Below are 19,696 nucleotides of genomic sequence, written 5' to 3'. Positions count from 1 at the left end.
GGGCGTCTTATTGCAAGTAGTTCGCAATTACTTTTTGATGGCCGGAAGGCGACCGGGCGGCCTTTGCGCCGCCCGGGGGCAGGGGTGATCGTGGGGAAAGCGGAGGGGCTCCCTCTCCGACGGGGCTCGCTCGCCGGGCTTGCCCGCAGCCGCTTCACCGCCACCCCCAGCCATCACCTCCAGCCACCCCTCCCAAGTCATCACCCCCAGCCACCCCCCAGCCAGTCCGCGGCCCTCGCGAGGGCCCGCCACAGCCCGCCGCGGCCGACCGCCGTGGCCCGGCGCGCCCGCACCCCCACCCCGATGCGACCTCCCCTCTTTCCCTCCCCGCACTCACCCGACAGGGGCCACACCCCGGCCCCGGCAAGGGAGTTGGACAGAACGATGCCTGGTGAACGCCCTCCGGACCCACGAGACGTCCGGGAGAAACCCGCCCCCGCCCCGGACACCTTGGCCGCTCCGCCCGGCGCCGGTCCGGCCACCGTCGCCGTCGCCGGCGCCGAGTTCGGCTGGGGCAGCTCGGGCAAGCTGAGCGCCGTCCTCGCCGCGCTGCGCGCCCGGTCCGCCCGCCCGCTGCGGTTCGTCGGCCTCGCCTCCGGCCTCGGACGGCCGCTGCTTGCCCGGCACGCCGTCGAGCGGTGGTACGACCTGCCGACGGGGGCGCCCGCGGGGGAGAGTGCCGACGCCGTGGCGAAGATCGTGGAAGCGGAGGGGATCGACGCGGCCCTCGTCGTGCTCGAAGGCCCCACGGCCATGGCCCTGGAAGCCGCCGGTGTGCCGACCGTGTTCGTCGACAGCCTGCCGTTCCTGTGGACCGAGGGCGACCTGCCCGCACTCCCGCTCGACGTCTCCGTCTACTGCGCCCAGCAGTGCGTCGAGCTGCCAAAGGAGTGCCTCGACGTCCTCGGGTCCGTGCGCGCACTGCGCTGGGTCGAAGCCGTGATCGGCGCCCCCACGCAGCCGCCCGCGCACGCTCCGGACGGCTCTGAGCGGCCCCGGCGCAGCCGCCCCGAGCCGTTCCGGCGCGTCCTGGTGAACCTGGGAGGCCTGCGCGCCCCCGGACTTGCCGACTGGACGCGCTACCCGGAGGTCGTCGTGCCCGCGGTGCTCGAAGCCCTCGACGTGTACGGGGTGCGCGAGGCGCATGTGGCGGGCAACCTCCCCGCCGACCTGGCCGAGCGGTTCCACGCCGCCGGCGACGCCGCCCTGCGCGTCACGGCCGGCCCCCTCTCCCACGGTGCGTTCCTCCACCGGCTGGCCGCCTGCGACCTGCTGCTCACCTCGCCGGGCCTGACCACCCTGCTGGAGGCCGGCAGCCTCGCGGTGCCCACCGTCTGCCTGCCGCCGCAGAACCTCAGCCAGATCTTCAACGGCCGCTTCCACAGCCGGGCCGTCCTCGCCGACGTCAGGGTCCCGTGGCCGTCGTCCGTCTTCGCCGAGGACGAGGTCCTGGCCCACCGCGCACAGGGCGAGGACGCGGCCCTGCGGGTCATCTACGGCGGGATCGCCGCCGCGGCCGAGGCCCGCAACGCCCCGCGCTCCGTGAACGCCGTACGCGACGGCGTCCTGGAGGCCCTGCGGCACGCGTCGGCCGGTGCCGAATGGGGCGGCCTGGCCGCCCGGGTCGGCACCGGGGGCGCCGCCCAGGTGGCCGCCGCCCTGCTCGGCCTGCTCGACGGGGAGCCGCCGCCCGGCCCCGCCCGGTCCACGGCTCCGCGTCCCCTCCAGGAAGGCATCGACGTACATGACTGAGCGTCAGCGCTATCTCTTCATCAGGATCCTGGAAGCCTGCAACGCGGACTGCTTCATGTGCGAGTTCGCCCTCTCCCGCGACACCTTCCGGTTCTCGCCGGGCGACTTCGCCGAGCTGCTGCCCAAGGCCCGTGACGCCGGGGTGGCCTACGTACGGTTCACCGGCGGCGAACCGCTGATGCACCGGGACGTCGTCGAGATGGTGCGGGCGGGCACGGCCGCCGGCATGAAGATGTCCCTGATCACCAACGGCATGATGCTGCCGAAGAAGGCCAAGGACCTCGCCGACGCGGGGCTCGCCCAGGTCATCGTCAGCCTCGACGGCGGATCCGCCGCGACCCACGACGTCTACCGGCGTTCCCCCGGCATGTTCGACAACGGCCTCCAGGGGCTGCGCGACGCCGCGGCCCTCGGTGTGCTGCCCCGCGTCAACACCGTGGTCGGACCGCACAACTACGCGCAGATGCCGGACCTCCAGAAGGTCTTGACCGAGGCGGGCGTCCAGCAGTGGGAACTCTCCGCCCTCAAGCTGGAACGCTCCATCACCTACCCCGACCCCGACCACGTGCGCGCCGTCTGCGATCCGATCTACGAGGCCGACCCCGACACCCTCCTCGTGCCGCTCGGCAAGCGCTTCTACGGAGACACCCCCGAGGAGCAGGAGCGCTACTTCGCCCGGTCCCTGACCCCGCGCGCCTCACGGCCCCTGTGCCACGTCGTGGACGACGTCATCTACATCGACGGCAAGTACGGCCGCATGTACGCCTGCAGCTGCCTCCCGCACCGGGAGGGCGACGACCTGGGCGGCGCCCCGCTGCGCGAGGGCGGCACCATCCACCTGGACACACCGGTCTTCAGGACCCACGCGGACTTCTTCCGCGAGCAGGGGCCCGACCTGTGCGGCGGCTGCTCCACCACGGCCGCCGGCTACAGCGACGACGTGGCCAGGCTCGGGACGGCGGCGCCGTGGCAGTACTGAACCCGGGCGGATCCGTCCCCGCGCCGTCCGGTCCCGTCCCGCGCCGGGTCCTGGTGGTGTCGCGGGACGACGAACTCGACTCGCTGCTCGCCGGGCGGCGCGTCGCCGCGCACCTGGCCGAGCTCGAACGGACCGGCGCGGCGGGCGGCCCCGGCGACCAAGGGCCGCCGCCCGACGTGGCCTTGGTCTGCGACGACGAAGCCGCCACCCGCCGCCTCCTGGACCTGGGCGTACCGGTCGTGCGGCTGACCTCGGGCCACCGGACGGCCGTGGACCCCGTGACCGACGGGGCACTGCACCGGGTGCACCGCCCGGGCTGGCTCCCGGGGCCTTGGCCCACGACACCGGGCGGCGCCCGCACCACCGGGCTCCTCGTCCCCGCCCGGACGGCCCGCGGGCGCCGGCGCGACGGCACCCTGCTCCTGATCTCCCTGTGGAGCGTGCCGGACGCCGAAGCGGACGCGTTCGTCGCGGGGCCGCTGCGCCGCCTCGCCGCCGATGCGGTACGCCGCACCCGGCGCTGCGAGGTCGTCGGCGACACCCGTGTCGACGGACTGCGCGACGCGCTCGAAGGGATCGACGGCCTGCGGGTGCGCCGCGCCGCCGACACCGACGTCGACGCCCTGCACGCCGAGACCGAACTGCTCCTGGCCTCGCCGACGTTGGGCGCGGTAGGGCTCGCGCAGGCCCGGCGCGCGCCGCTCACCTTCCTGCCGCCGCTCGGTGACGTCCAGCGTGACCTGGCCGACCGGGTCACCCGGGCGGTGCCGGTCCACGTCGCCGCCGATCCGCGCGAGCCCTCCCTCCGGGCCCCCGGGCCGCCGGGCGCACCGGACCCGTGGTCCGCGCTCGACGACGCGGCCGACGACCTGCGCGGCGCGCAGCGCGTGGCCCGCACCCTGCGTCAGCTCTCCCTCGCACCCCTGTGACAGGTCAACCCCCCGCCGAACCTGGAGACACCATGCCCCGCACTCCTGGCGCCCCCGACGCGGCCCTCCATTCCGTGCCGGACCGGCCGGACCTCCCCCGGATCACCGAGGCGGAGTGGAACGACTGGCGCTGGCACATGCGCAAGCGCGTCACCAACGTCGACAAGGCACGGCAGTGGATCAACCTCACCGCCGATGAGGAACAGGCCATCGAGAAATCGGCGGGCAAGTACCGCTGGAGCGTCACTCCCTACTACGCGTCGCTGATGGACCCGGACGACCCCACCTGCCCCATCCGGCAGCAGGCCGTCCCCGCCCTCGGTGAACTCGCGGAGTACAGCGGCGCCGAGGTCGACCCCGTCGGCGACATGTTCTACCGCAAGACCAACCGCGTGGTGCACAAGTACCCCGACCGCGTGATCATGCTGATCACCGAGGCCTGCCCGGTCTACTGCCGGCACTGCACCCGCAAGTTCCACACCACCGACGTCGAGGGCAGCTACTTCCGCGACGACGAGGGCGAGTCCTTCGACGAGGACCTGCGCTACATCGCCGACCACCCCGAGATCCGGGACGTGCTGCTCACCGGCGGCGACCCGCTCTCGTACCGGGACGGGAAACTCGAAGAGATCATCTCCGGTCTGCGGGCGATCCCCAGCGTGGAGATCATCCGCATCGGGAGCCGCTTCCCGGTCCTGCTGCCGCAGCGCGTCACGGACGAGTTCTGCGAGATGCTCGCCCGCCACCACCCGGTCTGGCTGAACACGCACTTCAACCATCCCAAGGAGATCACCCCCGAGTCGGCGGCCGCCGTCGACCGGCTGCTGCGCCACGGCATCCCGGTGGGGAACCAGACCGTGCTGCTGCGCGGGGTCAACGACGACGTCACGACGATGCGCACGCTGATGACCGAGCTGCTGCGGATCAGGGTCCGGCCGTACTACCTCTACCACTGCGACAACGTCACCGGCGTGTCCCACTTCATGACCTCCATCGAGAAGGGCTGGGAGATCATGGAGGGCCTCCAGGGACACATCACCGGCTTCGGCGTACCGCAGTACGTCCTGACGACCCGGATCGGCAAGATCCCCATCGCCCAGCCGTACTTCACCCCTGTTCCCGAAGGCCTGCTGCTGCGCAACTACCGGGGCCAGGAGATGGTCGTCGACGCCTCGGTGCACCCGATCACGGAGGCGGACGCGTCATGACCCTCGACAAACGGCTCGGATTACGGTTCCTCCCGTACGGCGCCAACTACCTCGACTGGTCGGACATGCGGGAGCTGCGTGCCGCGATCGAGCACGGGGTGCTCTTCCGCTACCAGACGGAGACCGAGAGCGTCGCCTCGCGCCTCGAAGCCCGGGTCGGCGAACGCCTCGGGGCGGACCACGTCCTCGCGGTGCACAACTGCACCGAGGCGCTGCGGCTCGCCCTGGTCTCCACCCGGCCGCGCGTCGGCGACGTCGTGCACATACCGGCGGTCACCTTCGTCGCGGTCGCCGGCGCCGTGCTCTCCAGCGGCCTCATCCCCGTCCTGGTGGACGTCGACGAGTCGCTGTCCATGGACACCTCGCTGCTGCCCGACGGCACCCGGCGCGCCGTCGTGGCCCACATGGAGGGCACGGTCGCACCGCTGCCGGACGGCGTCCCGTACGTCATCGAGGACAGTGCGCAGGCGCTGGGCGCCAGGTTCCCCGACGGACGGCACACCGGCACCCGGGGCTACGCGGGCACCTTCAGCTTCCACCACAACAAGGTGCTGACCTCGGGGGAGGGCGGCCTGCTCGTCACCAACGACCCGGCCGCGTGGGAGACCATGCGCTGCTACCACGACCACGGTTCGGCGCGGGTGCCCGGCCGCTATCCCACCTGGAACGAGGACGCCTACTACGGCGAGAACCTGGTCACCAGCGAGGAAGTCGCCGCGATCCAGTACCAGCAGTTCCGCCACCTCGACGAGGTGCTCTCCGGCCTGGAGCGCCACCACGCCCTGGCCATGGACGCGCTGCCCGACCGCGCGGGGCTCGACGTCCTGCCCCGGGCGGCGGGCGACGTGAAGATCAGTCTCCGGTTCCGCTGCGAGAGCCGGGAACTGCGCGACGCCGCCGTGTCCGCCCTCACCGAGCGGGGCATCGCCAACTGGACGCTGGGCAAGTACTTCCTGCCCGACCACCCCGTGGTCGCCGGGCGCCGCTCGCTCTACGCCGACGGCTTCCCCTGGAACCTCGCCCCCGACCAGCCGCTCGCCCTGAGCCGTGACGGCTTCGCCCGGACCCGCGACCTCCTCGACCGCACCCTGTGCGTGCCGCTCTCCCCCGAACTCTCCGAAGCCGAACAGGCCCTCGCGGTCAAGTCGCTCCGGCAGGCACTGGAGGGCGCGTGACCACACCGGTGCTCCTGATGGCGGACGACCGCGCCTCCACCTTCACCCGGTACGCGGTGGACGCCCTGCCCGGCCGGCTCGTCCTGCTGCGGTTCGCCTCCGCACGCCAGGACCTCTCCGACGCGTACCTGCGCCAGACCGCGCACCTGCCCGCGTTCTGGGTGAACGAACGCAGGCCCCTGGCGGACGAAGCGGCCCGCTACCGCGCCTGGAGCGCGGGGCTGCCCGCGCCGCCCACGCGGTTCTGCAACCCTTCCGAGCCACGCCAGGACATCGCCCAGCGGTTCGCATCGCTGGTGGGCCTGCCGCACCTGAGCCGGAACCAGGTGCGCTGGGTGCGCGACAAAGCGGCGATGAAGGACAGGTTCCGCGAACTGGGCCTCCTCACCGCGCGCTACGCCCGCGTCTCCACGCCGGACGAGATCGCACGGTTCGCCGCGCGCTGCGGCTGGCCCGTGGTCCTGAAACCCGTCGACTCCTTCGCCTGCGTCGACACCTTCCGGCTCACCGGCCCCGAGCAGCTGCCAGGCCTCGCCCTGGAGGGCCGGTCCTGGCTGGTGGAGGAGCATCTGGGCGGCACCGAGTGGGAGGTGTGCGCGCTCATCCACGGCGGCGAGGTCCTGGACGCCTGGCCCAGCGCGATGCCGTGCCGCCCACTGGACATCGTCGACGGCGCGATGAACGCCAACATCAGCGTCGCCACCGACGAGGGTCCGCCGTTCGACCTGCGCGGCATGCTCCAGCGCATCACCACCGGCATGGGGATCGACCACGGGTACGCGCACATGGAGTTCTTCGTGGTCGGCGACGAGGTGTACGCGGGCGAGATCGGCATCCGCCTCGCGGGCTGCGAGATCACCGCCAACCACGGATACGCCTACGGCTTCGACGTCTTCGGCGCCACCCTGGACACCTACCTCGGCCGCCGCCCGGCCCTGGACTACTCCGGCCGCTGCTGCGCCGGCGACCTGCTGCTTCCGCTGCCGGGCTCGGGGACCGTGCACCGCATCACCCCCGAGGAGGAACTCCTGCGCCTGCCCGGGGTGGTCAAGAGCGTCCTCAGATTCCGCGAGGGGGACCTCGTGGAGGCACGCCGCGCCTCGCACAACGCGTCCGGATACGTCCACGTGACCGGCGGTTCGATCGCCGAGGTGGAAAAGCGCATGCGGGGCGTACTCGACGCCTTCACGATCGAAGTGATCACCCAGGCGCCGGTGGTCAGAACGCTCCAGCCCTGAGCCCTCCCACCGGCCCGCCCCGCCCCGGGGCACCTCGCACGCCGGCACCCGCACGCCCCGCAACGGGCCACCACGGAACAGGAACCATGGAAGAGAAGCCGAACGGTCTCGCCCGCCGTCTCGCCGCCCTGCTCACCCGCCGTCAGGTCGCGGGACCTGCCTGGTGGAGCGTGGTCTCCCGGCTGCCGGTCTACCTCATGTCCCTCGCCATGGTGCTCGTCGTGCGCGAACAGGGCGGCAGCTACGCCCAGGCCGGACTGGTCTCCGCGCTCTACACCGTCGGCATGGCGCTGGGCAGCCCGCTCATCGCCCGCCGGGTCGACCGCCGTGGCCGCAGGACCGTCCTGGTGCTGACCGGCCTGGTCTACCCGGCGGCGCTCGCCGCGCTGGTGTGGACCACGGAACCGGGCGACTGGGCACAGCCGGCACTGGCGGTGCTCGCCGGCATCGCGCTCCCTCCGGCCAACGCCTGCATGCGGTCGCTGTGGGCGCGTCTGCCGCTGCGGGACGACGAGCGGGAGACCGCTTATCTGTGGGAGGCGCTGCTCACCGAAGTCCTGGTGATCGGGGCGCCGTTGATGCTCGCCGTCCTGATGCTGACCGGCTCGGCCGGGACCGCCCTGACGGCCGTCTCGGTGATCGGCGGCATCGGGGCGATCGGCCTCGCCTTCACCAAGGTGCCCGACGGCACCGAGGTCACGCCGGACACGGCGGGCACGGACCCGGGGGACGGGACGACCGGCCGAGGCGGCCTCCTCGGACCCCTCAGGTCGACTCCGATGCTCGCGCTGACCGCCGTCATGGCGCTCAGCTCCGTACCCGTCGGCCTGATGACACTCGCCATCCCCGCCTTCGTCGACGACCACGGCTCCCCGGGCAACACCGGCCTGGTGTACGCCTGCTGGGGCATCGGCAGCGCGCTGGGCGCCCTGTGGCTGGGCCGCTCCCAGTCCGAGGTCGCGGTGCATCTGCGCTTCCCGCGCCTGGTGCTCGCGTTCGCCGTCGGCACCGGTCTGCCGCTGCTGGCCACCTCGCACCTGACGCTCGCCCTCGCCCTCGCGGTCGGCAGCGTGCCCATCGCCCTGGTCTCCGCCAGCGAGATGACGCTGGTCAGCCTGCTGGCGGACGGCCGCTCCCTGACGGAGGCCTTCACCTGGGCGTCCCTGGCCACCGTCGTGGGGGACGCGCTCGGCCAGCAGGCGGGCGGCCTCCTCATGGAACCGGCCGGACCGCGCGGCGTGTTCGCCGCCGCCTTCGCCACGGCCCTGGCCGCCGCGTGCGTGGCCTTCGCCTGCCGGGGCCTGATGAGCCGCGCCGCCACCGCGCCCGAGCCCGCCGACGCGGGCGGCCGGTGACCGGGCAGGGGGCGGCCCGCGCCCCGCCGCACCCGTCACCCGTCCGTCAGATCTCCCGCCCCCGTCCGCCCGACACGTCACTCCTCGCAGGGTCAGCGTAAGAACACGAGGTAACGCTTCATGAAGTCAGCCGTCTCCCGACCGAGCCACGAACCGTCGCGCCCGGGACCGGACACCGCACTGTTCGGCCCCGTCCGGACCGCCGATCTCGCTCCGGCCGTACGGGAGTTCCTCGACGCGCCCGACCGGACGCCGATCCCCGTCCCCGTCGACGGCCGGGACGACCTGGTCCACAGCGTGGCACTCGCCTCGCGCCTCTACGCCGGGGTGCGCCGGCCCGCCCCGCTGGACTTCGGCGTCGTGCTCGGCGCCCCGGAGCTGGCCGACGGCGTCGCCGACCTGGCCCGCCCGCTCGCCCGCGAGTGGCTCACCGAGGACGAGCTGGCCACCTTCCCCGAGCGGCCCGCGGGCACGCTCCTGCTGGTGGGCACCTATGCCCGGCTCAACCTCGACCCGGTGCGGCCGCTGCTCCTCGCCACCTACCGCGACGCCCGGCGCGGACTCTCCCTGCTGAGCGGGCGCGACGGGACGTCGGTCGCGTGGAACATCGCCAAGCAGTACGCCCGGCTGCCCGAGGACCTCGACACGCTCGGCCTGTTCACCGACACCGACCGGCCGCCGCGGCTCCCCGGCGTCCGGGTCTTCGACGACCGCGACTTCGAACGCCGCGACATCCAGGCCGAGATCCTCGGCACCCAGTGGCGCCGCGTCGTCTTCCAGGGCCACGGCAAGGACGACAGCATCAACCTCGGCGAGTTCACCATCTGCGGCCTCAACGAGACCGCCACCGCCCTGCCGGGCGTCCTCGCCCCGCGGTGCGCCTACGGACTGCCCTGCTACAAACCCGAGGACAAACTCGTCCCGCTCAACAAGGTCGAGGCGACCGAACTGGTCCTCAGCGCCTGCAACAGCGGCCCGCTGGCCGACCTCGCGCTCTACGACCCCAAGTACCAGCTGCTGCTCAACGCCCTCGACAGCCCCGCCCGCACGATCGTCTCGGCCGTCTCCGTGCACGACTCCGACCGGCCGGAGAACGTCGCCTGGATGCTCGCCGCCGCCACCGGCGCGGACTCCGTGGACACCCTCAACGCCAGCCTGGCGGGCTCCCACCCCTACCCCGCGTTCATGCGCTTCGGGCTGCCGGGAGAGCCGGCGGACACCCCGGCGCCCCCGCCGCCCTCCGACCACGCGCCCGACCCGCTGGTCCTCACCGTCGGCCGCCGGCTCTCCGCACTGCTCACCTCGGAGCTGCTGCCGCACAACCACTCCCTGCGCCCCCGCCTCGCCAAACTCGCCCGCAAGGTGGACCTCCTGGTGGCCCGCCCCACCCACCTCGCCGACCAGACCCCCGAGGAGATCCGCACCTCCCTCTCGGCGGACCTCCAGTCCCTCGACCACGTGATCGCCGGGCAGGTCGCGGAGAACCCCGAGAACGAGATCATGAACTACCCCGCCCACTTCGGTGACCGCAGCTCCCTGGACCCCGACGTCCGCGAGGTCGTCTGCCACTGCGGGCGCCCCGCCCAGGAGTTCGCCCGCCGGGGACTGCTCCCGCACGTCCTCGACACCCTGTGCGTGGTGTGCATGCGCTGCGGCGACGTCACCTTCCGCGTCCCCGACGCGCCACAGCTCCTGGCCTATGCCGCCGACGAGGTGGAGCAGGGCGGCGTGCTCGAAGTGCGCGCCTCCCTCACCGCGGCGCGCCCCGGCCCCGTACGGCTGGGTCTGTTCCTGCCGAGCTATCTGCGCGACGACACCACGGTCGAACCGGAACGGATCAAGGTCCGGGCCTCCGGCGACCGCGCCAAGGACGTCGTCTTCCAGGTGCGCTTCGCGCCCGACACCGCCCCGCAGGCCTACTACTTCACGGTGTTCGCCGTGCAGGACCTGGCCGTCTCGACCGCACGGCGGCACTTCGGCGTCGTCCCCGGCCATGGCTGAGACGGCCCCCGCGCCACCCCGGCACGTCCACCCGCCCACCCGACCCCCATTACCGGACCGCACGCCGGCCGGACGAAGGATGGTTGTCATGGAGAAGACCACCCCCGCACCGGAGATCGAACTCATCGACCGCGACGGTGAGGTGACCTTGAGCATCGGCGGCGAACAGGCCATGCAGGCCTGGGAGCGCGACCTGATGTGGGCCAGCGCCGACCTGCTGTGCCGCCACGGCAAGGACTTCTACGAGGTCGGGCTCGGCCTCGGCCTCTCCGCCCTGCGCATCGCCGAGAACCCCGCCACCCGCAGCCACCGGGTCCTGGAACTCTTCGGAGAGGTCGAGGACCTCTTCCGCCGGAGCCACCCCACGCTCCCCGGCACGCTCTCCGTCGAGCGGGGGAACTTCTTCGAGCGCGTCTTCGAGCTGGAGACGGAGAGCATCGACGGGATGTTCTTCGACCCCGCGCTCGACATGGAGGTGTGGAAGGACGAGGAACTGTGGCGCAGGACCATGCCGGAGGTCGTGCGCGCCCTGCGCCCCGGCGGGGTCTTCATCCCCTTCTTCAGCACCAAACCCGAACTGCGCTGGCAGTACGTCCAGCACTTCCGCACGATCCGCGTGGAGCGCCACCCGTACACCGCGTACGACACCACCGAGTACACCTACGGCACCTCCGGTGACGCGTACATCCAGTGCTTCTACAAGGACTGAGGGAGGCGCCACGTGCACAGCACCTACGACACCGTCGAGGACGCCTACCTGGCGGAACTGCGGAGCACCTATCTCGGCGCGGCGTTCCGCAACGCCCCGCGCGGGTTCCCCAGCCGTGAGCGGCTGGGCGCCGGATTCCGGGTCCGGCGGCCCGTCCAGCGCCATGTCGCGCTGCCGGGGCGCAGGTCCAACCTGGTCTTCAACTTCGCCGAGGCCCTCTGGTACCTCTCCGGTTCGGCCGACCTGGAGCTCGTCGCGCACTACGCGCCGAGCATCCGCAGGTACTCGTCGGACGGGGCCACCCTGACGGGGACCGCGTACGGGCCCCGGATATTCGACTACCGGGGGACGGGCCTGGACCAGTGGCGCAGTGTCCTGGACGTCCTGGCGGACGACCCCGACAGCAAACGCGCCGTCGTGCAGATCTTCCATCCGGACGAGCTGCGCGAACCCGGCAACATCGACGTCGCGTGCACCCTTGCCCTCCAGTTCATGCTCCGCGAGGGGCAGTTGCACGCCGTCGGCTACATGCGCGCCAACGACGCCTACCGCGGCATGGTGAGCGACGTCTTCTCCTTCACCTTCCTCCTGGAGCTGCTCGCCCGGCAGCTGGGCGCCGACGTCGGCACTTACGTCCACCAGGTGGGCTCCCTGCACGTGTACGACAGCGACGCCCCGCTGGTGGAGCGGGTCCTGCGGGAGGGCCCGGACGGCACCGCCCCGCAGCCGTTCCCCGCGATGCCCGCCGGGGACAACTGGCCGCACGTGCGCGAGGTGCTGCGGATCGAGGCACGGCTGCGCACCGACCGGCTCCGGCTCGGCCCCGCCGCGCTGCGCGCCCTGGACCTGCCCCGCTACTGGCAGGACGTGATCGGCCTCTTCGAGCTGCACCGCCAGCTCACCTTCGAGAACGGGGCGGACCGCGAGCTGCTCGACGAACTCCCGCCCCTGTACCGCCGGATGATGCTGTGCCGGTGGCCCCGCGCCATCGCCGACCAGGAGGTCTCCGCATGACCATGACTCCCGCCCGCGAGCTCGCCGGTGAACTCGGCGTCACCACCCTCTTCCTCGCGGGGCCCTTCCTCCAACTGCTCGACCCCGCCACCGGCGAGATGCCCCCGGGGACGCGGGCGCCCTTCGCCGCCCTGATCGAGCACTTCGAGCGGCAGGGGTTCAGCGTCCACAACGCCCACCGCCGTGAGGCGTGGGGCGCCGAACTGATGGCCCCGGCCGAGTGCACCCCGCTGGACCAGGAGGAGATCCGCAAGGCCGACGTGTTCGTGGGCTTCCCCGGACTGCCCGCCTCTCCCGGCACCCACATCGAGATGGGCTGGGCCAGCGCCTTCGACAAACCGATCGTGCTGCTGCTCGAGGAGGGCCAGGAGTACGCGTTCCTCGTCCGCGGGCTGCACGCGGTGGCGACGGTCGAGTACGTGGTCTTCGGCGACCTCAAGACCGCGCTCGCGGACATCGACGAGGCGGTACGCCGTGCGGTCCTGCGGCAGCGGGAGGCCGCGGGCCCCAACCGCTGAGACAGCGCCGGGCCGGGGAGCCCCCGTCGCCGTACGGACGGGGGCTGCCCGCCTCCCGAGGCCCGGAAGAGACACGCGCGAAGGGACGGGTTTACCGTGAAACGCGAGGGAACCCGGTGCTCTGCACGTCGACTCTGCACGTCGAGACGCGGGAGGCGAACCGCTCATGGCGATCGCGACCTACACCCTGGTTGCGCTGGACTGCCCCGAACCCGAACCGTTGGCCCGTTTCTACCAGGCGGTGCTCGGCGGCGAGATCCGCCGGTACGACGAGGACTGGTACGACCTGTACGTTCCGGGCGGCGCCCGGCTCGCGTTCCAGCGCGCACCGGACCACCGCCCGCCCAAGTGGCCGCAGGGCGAGTCGGATTCGCAGCAGCTGCACCTGGACTTCGACGTCAGCGACATGGACAAGGCGCAGGCGGAGGTGCTCGCGGAAGGAGCGACGGCCCTGGACCTCGACGACCGGGGCGGCGAGCGCGGCTTCCGCGTCTTCGCCGACCCGGCGGGCCACCCGTTCTGCCTCTGTCAGGAGTGAGCGGCGCCGGGCGCGGCACGCCGTGACGCGAGGGCGGCCCGGACCAGCGCCGCGGCCGTCACTCCCGGCGTGGCGTCGCCCGCGAGCCGCAGCAGGGCGGACGCGTCCGGGGGCAGCCCCAGACGCTCCGCGCCTTGCAGGACCTTGGCGTCGAACCAGGGCGCGTACTTCGGCCATACGTCCTGCACCTCGCGCACGAAGATGTCCGCTCCGGCGGGGCCGAGGCCCGGTACCCGGCGCAGCAGCCGCTTCAGGGCCGCCGGGTCGCCGTCGGCCTCCTCGCGGAGCGTGCGCAGATCTCCGCCCCACTCGTCGAGCACCAGCCGGGCGCCGTCGCCGAGTTGGGTCGCGGTGCGCTCGTCGTAGCGCCGGTAGCCGCCGCGGCCCAGCGCGTCGACCCGCTGCCGCCAGGACGCGTCGGCCATCTGCCGCGGGCCGCGCATCCCCGCCTCGTACAGCGCGCGGGAGGTCGCCACCGCCACGGAGGCCCGGATCCGGGCGCTGAGCAGGCAGGACAGGACGAGCGTGCGATAGAGCGGCTGCGGAGTGTCGCCGAGCTTGATGCCCGCCTCGGCCGCGTACGTCCGCCCCGACGTCTTGAGCAGGTCCCGCATCACGGCCTTCTGGTCCGCCCTGTCCGCCGGGCTCATGCGGGGTGGCCGGGGGTGAGGTCGGTGACGTCGCTCAGGCGCAGCAGGTCCTCGTGCGGCGGCGGGTCGGCGTCTGCCTCCACCGGTTCGAGGAGGAAGCCCACGTGGTCTCCCCAGTCCGCGTACCGCTCGATCCTGCCGACCCACCAGGCGCAGGAGTCCATGAGTACGGGGGCGCCGCCCGAGCGAGGCTCCCACCGGACGTCCGCGAACTTGTCGACACGCTCACCGCACTCACCGCCGAACAGCCGCGCCAGGGCGTGCTGGTCGCGCCGCAGGAGGTGCACGCCCAGGAACGAGGCGTCGCGGGCCACGCGGTAGGTGTGGTTCGCCTTGGAGAGCCACACCGCGAAGCGCGGCGGATCCAGCGCGCACTGCGAGCCGAATCCGACCAGGCAGCCCGCGGGCGCCTCGCCGGCCGCCGCCGTCACCACGAACATCGGGTAGTCGAGCCGGTCGGTGAACCCGTCCACAGTCACCAAGGCGACCGCCCTCCTAGGCCGGGGTGCCGGGCGTGTCCGCGGCGCCCGGGGTGTCCGGGGTCTCGCGCGGTTCCAGGGGCCGGGTGGCGGGACCGTGCAGGACCGAGCCGTCCGTACCGAAGCGCGAGCCGTGGCAGGGGCACTCCCAGACCCGGTCGGCGTCGTTGAACTGCACCAGGCAGCCCAGGTGGGTGCAGCGCGCGGAGACCGCGGTGGCCTGCCCGCTCTCGTCGCGGTAGACCGCGCACCGTTTGCCGTCCACGCGTACGACGGCTCCGCTGCCCGGCGGGATGTCGGTCAGCGAGTCGACGTGGCTGGTGTGCAGCCGGTCGCCGACGAAGTGCTTGGCCGCGGACGCCTGGTACGAGGCGAGCGTGCCCACGTCCTTGACCGGGGGCAGCCGGCGCGGGTCGTACAGATCGGTCCAGGCCGGCCGCGGCCCGCCCGTGATGTGGGCGGTGAGCAGGCGTCCCGCCATCACGCCGTTGCTCATGCCCCAGCCGCCGAAGCCGGTGGCGACGAAGACGTGCTGGGTGCCCGGGTGCGCGTGCCCGACGTACGGCAGGCGGTCCGCGGAGTCGTTGTCCTGCGCCGCCCAGCGGTAGGCCTCGCCCTTCTCGGCGAAGTGCGGCAGGTGCTCGCGCGCCCAGGTGTCGAGCCGGTCGAACCGCTCGCGGACCCCGCCCGCGCCCGGTTCGAACGACTCGCCGGTGACGATGAGCAGCCGCCGCCCGTCGTCGTAGGGGGCGCTGCGCAGCGAACGGGTCCCGCCCTCCGGGGTGATGTACATGCCGGCCGGTGCCGCGTCCGACGGCACGGGCGCCGCGATCACCAGCTCCCGGTGGGGCTTGATCCGGGTGAAGAGCAGGGTGCGGTCGAAGATCGGGTAGTGCGTGGCGATGACCGTGTCACGGGCCTCGACCGTGATGCCGGCCTCCGTGGTGAGCCGGCAGCGGGCGCCGTCGTGCAGGCCGGTGACCCGGGTGCGCTCGAAGACGCGCCCTCCTGCCCGGGTGATGTTCTCGGCCAGGGCCAGCAGGAACTTCCGGGGGTGGAACTGGAGTTGGTCTTCGACGCGGACCGCGCCGGCGACGTGGAAGGGCAGGCCCGTCTCGGTCACGAAGGACGCGTCGAGCCCGGCCCGCCGCGCGGCGGCGGCCTCCTGGCGCAGCTCGTCGACGCGTGCGGGGTCCTGGAGGTAGGTGAAGGCGGGGGAGCGTTCCAGCTCGGCGTCGATGCCCAGCTCGGCGCAGAGGGCCGCGGTGCGCTCGACGCCTTCCTGCTGCGAGAGCGCGTACAGGCGGGCGTCGTCGGCGCCGTGCTTCTTCTCGATGTCCGCGTAGATGAGCCCGTGCGCGGCGCTCAGCTTGGCCGTGGTGTAACCGCTCACGCCCGCGGCGATCCGGTCCGCCTCCAGGACGACGACGTCGAGGCCCGCCCGGACGAGGTCCCAGGCGGTGCACAGTCCGGCGATGCCGCCGCCGATGACGGCGACGTCCGCCGTCAGGTCCGCGTCGGGAGCCGGATAGCCGGTCTCGGGGGTGGTCGCGATCCAGTACGACTCGTCGATCGTCCGGTGGTGCGTGGTCATGTCGCCTCCTGAGGGACCGGTGGAGCGCCACGGCGAGGCCGCGGACCGTGGTCGGCACGATGCTGCTGTCGCCGGGTACCCCGGGCGAGGAGTCCCAGTGATCGGATCTCGGCCTCTCACGACGCCGAGGGGCGCACCCAAGCGCTTGGGTGCGCCCCTCGGGGCCTGCGCGGTCCGTGTGTCAGACCAGGTCGTCGTCCATGTCCTGACGCTGCTGTGCGCGCGCGTCGCCTGCTTCACGCTCCTGCTGGCGGCGCTGGCCCGGCTGAGCGGGGTCCTGCTCGCGACGGCCCCGCTGCGGGGGCTCCTGCCGGCCGGGGGCCTGGCGGGACGGATCGACGGACCGCTTCTGCTTGCCCATGAGTTCACTCCTCGTGAGGGCGGATTGGTTTCTTCAGCGTGGCACGCGAGGTAACCCTGCGCATATCGAACAGTCACGTTGTGTGATATCGCCAGATGGGGGCCCTGCGGCCCTTGGAGCTGCCCACGTATCCCGCCGCACGCGCTGATCGCGCGCTACCCGCGACACCCGGGGGAAGGTGGGAAGGGCAAGGACATCGTGCGAGGCCGGAGGCTCCCATGGACAACGCCGACAACGCCGACAGCGCCGGTCAGGCCGATGACGGCGGCAAGGGCAGCGGCGGCACGCGGCTGCGCTGCCTTGTCACCGGGGCGACCGGATACATCGGCGGGCGGCTCGTCCCCGAACTGCTCGACGCGGGGCACGAGGTGCGGTGCCTGGCCCGCTCGCCCGAGAAGCTGCGCGATTACCCCTGGACCGGGCGGGCCGAGGTGCTGCGGGGCGACGCGTCCGACGCCGCGTCCGTCGGCTCGGCCATGGAGGGCGTCGACGTCGCGTACTACCTCATCCACGCGCTCGGCACCGGATCGGGCTTCGAGGAGACCGACCGGAAGACGGCCCGGATCTTCGCCGAGCAGGCCCGCGCCGCGGGCGTGCGGCGCATCGTCTACCTGGGCGGCCTCACTCCCGAGAACATCCCCGAGCAGGAGCTCTCGCCGCACCTGCGCTCGCGGGCCGAAGTCGGCCGGATCCTCATGGAGTCCGGGGTGCCGACCACCATGCTCCGCGCCGCGGTGATCATCGGTTCCGGCTCCGCGTCGTTCGAGATGCTGCGCTACCTCACCGAGCGCCTGCCGGTCATGGTCACGCCGAGCTGGGTGAGCACCCGGATCCAGCCGATCGCCGTGCGCGACGTCCTGCGCTACCTGGTGGGCAGCGCCACCATGCCCGACGAGGTCAACCGCGCCTTCGACGTCGGCGGACCGGACGTCGTCACCTACCGCGAGATGATGAGCCGGTACGCGGTCGTGGCGAAGCTGCCGCACCGGCTCATCCTGCCGGTGCCCATGCTGACCCCCCGCCTCTCCAGCCACTGGGTCGGCCTGATCACCCCCGTACCGGCCTCGATCGCCCGGCCGCTCGCGGAATCCCTGCGGTACGAGGTCATCTGCCACGAACACGACATCGCCCGGTACGTGCCCGACGCACCCGGCGTCCCGATCACCTTCGACCGTGCGCTCTCCCTGGCCCTCGAACGCGTGAAGGACGCCCAGGTCAGCACCCGCTGGTCGTCCGCCGCCGTGGCCGGCGCCCCCAGCGACCCGCTGCCCACCGACCCCGACTGGGCGGGCGGCAGCCTCTACACCGACCGGCGGGAGCGGACCGTCGACGCCTCCCCGCAAGCCCTGTGGCGCGTCGTGGAAGGCGTCGGCGGCGACAACGGCTGGTACTCCTTCCCGCTGGCCTGGGCGGTGCGCGGCTGGCTCGACCGGCTCGTCGGCGGGGTCGGCCTGCGCCGGGGACGCCGGGACGCCCAGCGGCTGCGGGTGGGGGACTCGCTGGACTTCTGGCGGGTCGAGGAGATCGAACCGGGGCGGCTGCTGCGCCTGCGGGCCGAGATGCGGCTGCCGGGCCTGGCCTGGCTGGAGATGTACGCGGAAGAGGACGAGGAGGGCCGCACCCGCTACCGGCAGCGGGCCCTGTTCCATCCGCGCGGCCTCCTGGGGCACGCCTACTGGTGGAGCGTCTCGCCGTTCCACGCCCTCGTCTTCGGCGGCATGGCACGCAACATCACCCGGACGGCGGAACAGCGCACCGCCAAAACCGCCCAGAAATCCTGACCCACGGGCAATCCGGCGACGCACCGGCTCCGAATCACCTCTGAAGGCGACCAGCGTCCAGGAGGATCACCGGGTGAATGAAGTGGTGCACATCAGCGGGGCTCCCTCCGCGGGCCCCGATCTGGCCGAGTTGCTGGGCCGGGTGGCCCGCGGCGACCAGGAGGCCTTCGCCTCGCTGTACGACGTGGTCTGCTCACCCGTCCTCGGCCTCGTCCGCACGGTCCTGCGCGACCCGGCGCAGTCCGAGGAGGTCGCCCAGGAAGTGCTGGTGGAGGTGTGGCGCAGCGCCGCGCGCTACCGGTCGGAACGGGGGAGTGTCATGAACTGGGTGCTGACGATGGCGCACCGCAGGGCGGTGGACCGGGTGCGGTCCGTACAGGCGTCGGCCGAGCGCGACCACAAGGCGGCGCTGCTGGAGCGCACGCCCGCCTTCGACGAGGTGAGCGAGCAGGTGGAGTCCCGCCTGGAGCGCGAGCAGGTGCGCCGCTGTCTGCGCACCCTCACCGAACTCCAGCGGCAGTCGGTGACCCTGGCCTACTACCGGGGGCTGACCTACCGCGAGGTCGGCGAGCTGCTCTCCGTGCCGCTGGGCACGGTCAAGACCCGGCTGCGCGACGGCCTCATCCGCCTGCGCGACTGCCTGGGGGTGAACGCATGAGCGCCGCCGACCTGCACACGCTGACGGGCGCCTACGTCCTGCACGCCCTCTCGGACGAGGAGCGCACGGAGTTCGAGCGGCATCTCCAGATGTGCGAGGCCTGCGCCCAGGAGGTGCGCGAGCTGGCCGCCACGACGGGCCGCCTGGCCCGTGCCGTGGCCGTCACCCCGCCCGCGCCCATGAAGGCCGAGGTGCTCCGCCGGATCGCCACGGTCCGTCAACTGCCGCCGCACACGCCCGCACCGGAGAAGACCGGCGAGGGCGCGCACCGCGGCCGGCAGCTGTCCCGCTTCGCCCTCGCCGCGTGCCTGGCGGCCGCCGTCGGGTTCGGCGGCATCGCCGTGTGGCAGCACCAGCGGGCGGACGAGGCGGGCGAGCGCGTCCAGGAGGCCCAGCGCAGGACCGAGCAGCTGGCCCAGGTGCTCGCGGCTCCGGACGCCAAGGCCTCCAGCGCGCGGCTCACCGACGGCGCCACCGGCACGGTCGTGGTGGCCAAGAGCCGCAACCAGGCCGCCTTCGTGGCCGCCAAGATGCCCGAGCCGCCGTCGGGCAAGGTCTACCAGCTGTGGTTCAACGACGACGGGTCGATGCGTTCGGCCGGTCTGATGGATCCCGCGAGCAGCACCGAGGCGGTGCTCCTGGACGGACCGGTGGACCAGGCGTCCGGCATCGGCATCACCGTGGAGCCGGCCGGCGGCTCGGACGAGCCGACGTCCGACCCGGTGGCCCTGATGAATTTCCCCACGGCATGAGGAGC

Annotated in this window: 19 protein-coding genes; 15 read left to right on the top strand and 4 right to left on the bottom strand. The window is 72.8% G+C overall.

The window, feature by feature from the left end; genetic code table 11:
- Positions 1-384: 384 nt before the first annotated feature.
- The 12 genes from QBL25_RS06265 to QBL25_RS06210 all read left to right on the top strand — a co-directional run bounded on the left by QBL25_RS06265 (position 385) and on the right by QBL25_RS06210 (position 13,416).
- Positions 385-1,752, top strand: coding sequence for a hydroxymethylcytosylglucuronate/cytosylglucuronate synthase (locus tag QBL25_RS06265; protein WP_409055988.1), 1,368 nt, complete (start codon positions 385-387; stop codon positions 1,750-1,752).
- Entirely contained in the window at positions 1,745-2,731 is a 987-nt protein-coding gene (gene blsE, locus QBL25_RS06260; protein ID WP_409055987.1) for a cytosylglucuronate decarboxylase, read from the top strand. Before QBL25_RS06265 ends, blsE begins: the two co-directional genes overlap by 8 nt.
- The gene (gene blsF / locus QBL25_RS06255; protein WP_409055986.1) at positions 2,719-3,660 is read left to right on the top strand and encodes a CGA synthase-related protein; all 942 of its coding nucleotides are present in this window, start codon (positions 2,719-2,721) and stop codon (positions 3,658-3,660) included. The genes blsE and blsF overlap by 13 nt, the downstream gene beginning before the upstream one ends.
- Positions 3,661-3,692: 32 nt before the next feature.
- Positions 3,693-4,868, top strand: coding sequence for an arginine 2,3-aminomutase (gene blsG / locus QBL25_RS06250; protein ID WP_409055985.1), 1,176 nt, complete (start codon positions 3,693-3,695; stop codon positions 4,866-4,868).
- Complete coding sequence (locus QBL25_RS06245; protein ID WP_409055984.1) at positions 4,865-6,043, top strand: DegT/DnrJ/EryC1/StrS family aminotransferase; 1,179 nt, start codon at positions 4,865-4,867, stop codon at positions 6,041-6,043. The genes blsG and QBL25_RS06245 overlap by 4 nt, the downstream gene beginning before the upstream one ends.
- Positions 6,040-7,281 (top strand): ATP-dependent carboxylate-amine ligase, encoded by a 1,242-nt coding sequence (locus QBL25_RS06240; protein WP_409055983.1) that lies wholly within the window; start codon positions 6,040-6,042, stop codon positions 7,279-7,281. Before QBL25_RS06245 ends, QBL25_RS06240 begins: the two co-directional genes overlap by 4 nt.
- A gap of 86 nt (positions 7,282-7,367) precedes the next feature.
- A complete protein-coding gene (locus QBL25_RS06235) occupies positions 7,368-8,636 on the top strand; it encodes an MFS transporter (RefSeq protein WP_409055982.1) in 1,269 nt (422 codons plus the stop codon).
- Positions 8,637-8,756: 120 nt separating this feature from the next.
- On the top strand, positions 8,757-10,637 hold the full coding sequence (locus QBL25_RS06230; protein WP_409055981.1) for a hypothetical protein: 1,881 nt from the start codon (positions 8,757-8,759) through the stop codon (positions 10,635-10,637).
- Positions 10,638-10,725: 88 nt separating this feature from the next.
- Positions 10,726-11,346, top strand: coding sequence for a class I SAM-dependent methyltransferase (locus QBL25_RS06225; RefSeq protein WP_409055980.1), 621 nt, complete (start codon positions 10,726-10,728; stop codon positions 11,344-11,346).
- Positions 11,347-11,358: 12 nt separating this feature from the next.
- Complete coding sequence (locus QBL25_RS06220; RefSeq protein WP_409055979.1) at positions 11,359-12,360, top strand: thymidylate synthase; 1,002 nt, start codon at positions 11,359-11,361, stop codon at positions 12,358-12,360.
- Positions 12,357-12,878 (top strand): hypothetical protein, encoded by a 522-nt coding sequence (locus tag QBL25_RS06215; protein ID WP_409055978.1) that lies wholly within the window; start codon positions 12,357-12,359, stop codon positions 12,876-12,878. Before QBL25_RS06220 ends, QBL25_RS06215 begins: the two co-directional genes overlap by 4 nt.
- A gap of 166 nt (positions 12,879-13,044) precedes the next feature.
- Complete coding sequence (locus QBL25_RS06210) at positions 13,045-13,416, top strand: VOC family protein (protein WP_409055977.1); 372 nt, start codon at positions 13,045-13,047, stop codon at positions 13,414-13,416.
- Here QBL25_RS06210 and QBL25_RS06205 read toward each other — a convergent pair.
- From QBL25_RS06205 to QBL25_RS06190, 4 genes are all read right to left on the bottom strand, one after another.
- The gene (locus QBL25_RS06205; protein ID WP_409055976.1) at positions 13,407-14,066 is read right to left on the bottom strand and encodes an endonuclease; all 660 of its coding nucleotides are present in this window, start codon (positions 14,064-14,066) and stop codon (positions 13,407-13,409) included. The two genes, QBL25_RS06210 and QBL25_RS06205, sit on opposite strands and share 10 nt — an antisense overlap.
- Positions 14,063-14,548: a flavin reductase family protein gene (locus tag QBL25_RS06200; RefSeq protein ID WP_409055975.1), complete on the bottom strand. Its 486-nt coding sequence runs from the start codon at positions 14,546-14,548 to the stop codon at positions 14,063-14,065. Before QBL25_RS06200 ends, QBL25_RS06205 begins: the two co-directional genes overlap by 4 nt.
- A gap of 13 nt (positions 14,549-14,561) precedes the next feature.
- A complete protein-coding gene (locus QBL25_RS06195) occupies positions 14,562-16,139 on the bottom strand; it encodes an FAD-dependent oxidoreductase (RefSeq protein WP_409055974.1) in 1,578 nt (525 codons plus the stop codon).
- A gap of 181 nt (positions 16,140-16,320) precedes the next feature.
- Positions 16,321-16,500 (bottom strand): hypothetical protein, encoded by a 180-nt coding sequence (locus tag QBL25_RS06190; protein WP_409055973.1) that lies wholly within the window; start codon positions 16,498-16,500, stop codon positions 16,321-16,323.
- 218 nt (positions 16,501-16,718) lie between these two features.
- On the opposite strand from QBL25_RS06190, the gene QBL25_RS06185 reads away from it, so the two are divergent.
- The 3 genes from QBL25_RS06185 (at position 16,719) to QBL25_RS06175 (ending at position 19,691) form a co-directional block, all read left to right on the top strand.
- Positions 16,719-18,281 carry an SDR family oxidoreductase gene (locus QBL25_RS06185; RefSeq protein ID WP_409055972.1) on the top strand — a complete coding sequence of 521 codons (1,563 nt, stop codon included), beginning with the start codon at positions 16,719-16,721 and terminating at the stop codon, positions 18,279-18,281.
- A 73-nt stretch (positions 18,282-18,354) separates the two neighbouring features.
- Positions 18,355-18,939 (top strand): sigma-70 family RNA polymerase sigma factor, encoded by a 585-nt coding sequence (locus tag QBL25_RS06180; RefSeq protein ID WP_409055971.1) that lies wholly within the window; start codon positions 18,355-18,357, stop codon positions 18,937-18,939.
- Positions 18,936-19,691: an anti-sigma factor domain-containing protein gene (locus tag QBL25_RS06175; RefSeq protein ID WP_409055970.1), complete on the top strand. Its 756-nt coding sequence runs from the start codon at positions 18,936-18,938 to the stop codon at positions 19,689-19,691. Before QBL25_RS06180 ends, QBL25_RS06175 begins: the two co-directional genes overlap by 4 nt.
- The last annotated feature ends 5 nt before the right edge of the window (positions 19,692-19,696 follow it).

Origin of the sequence: Streptomyces sp. SYP-A7185, from assembly GCF_046103685.1 — a bacterium.
Taxonomy (GTDB): Bacteria; Actinomycetota; Actinomycetes; order Streptomycetales; family Streptomycetaceae; genus Streptomyces.
This window is presented reverse-complemented; position numbering and strand designations above follow the sequence as displayed.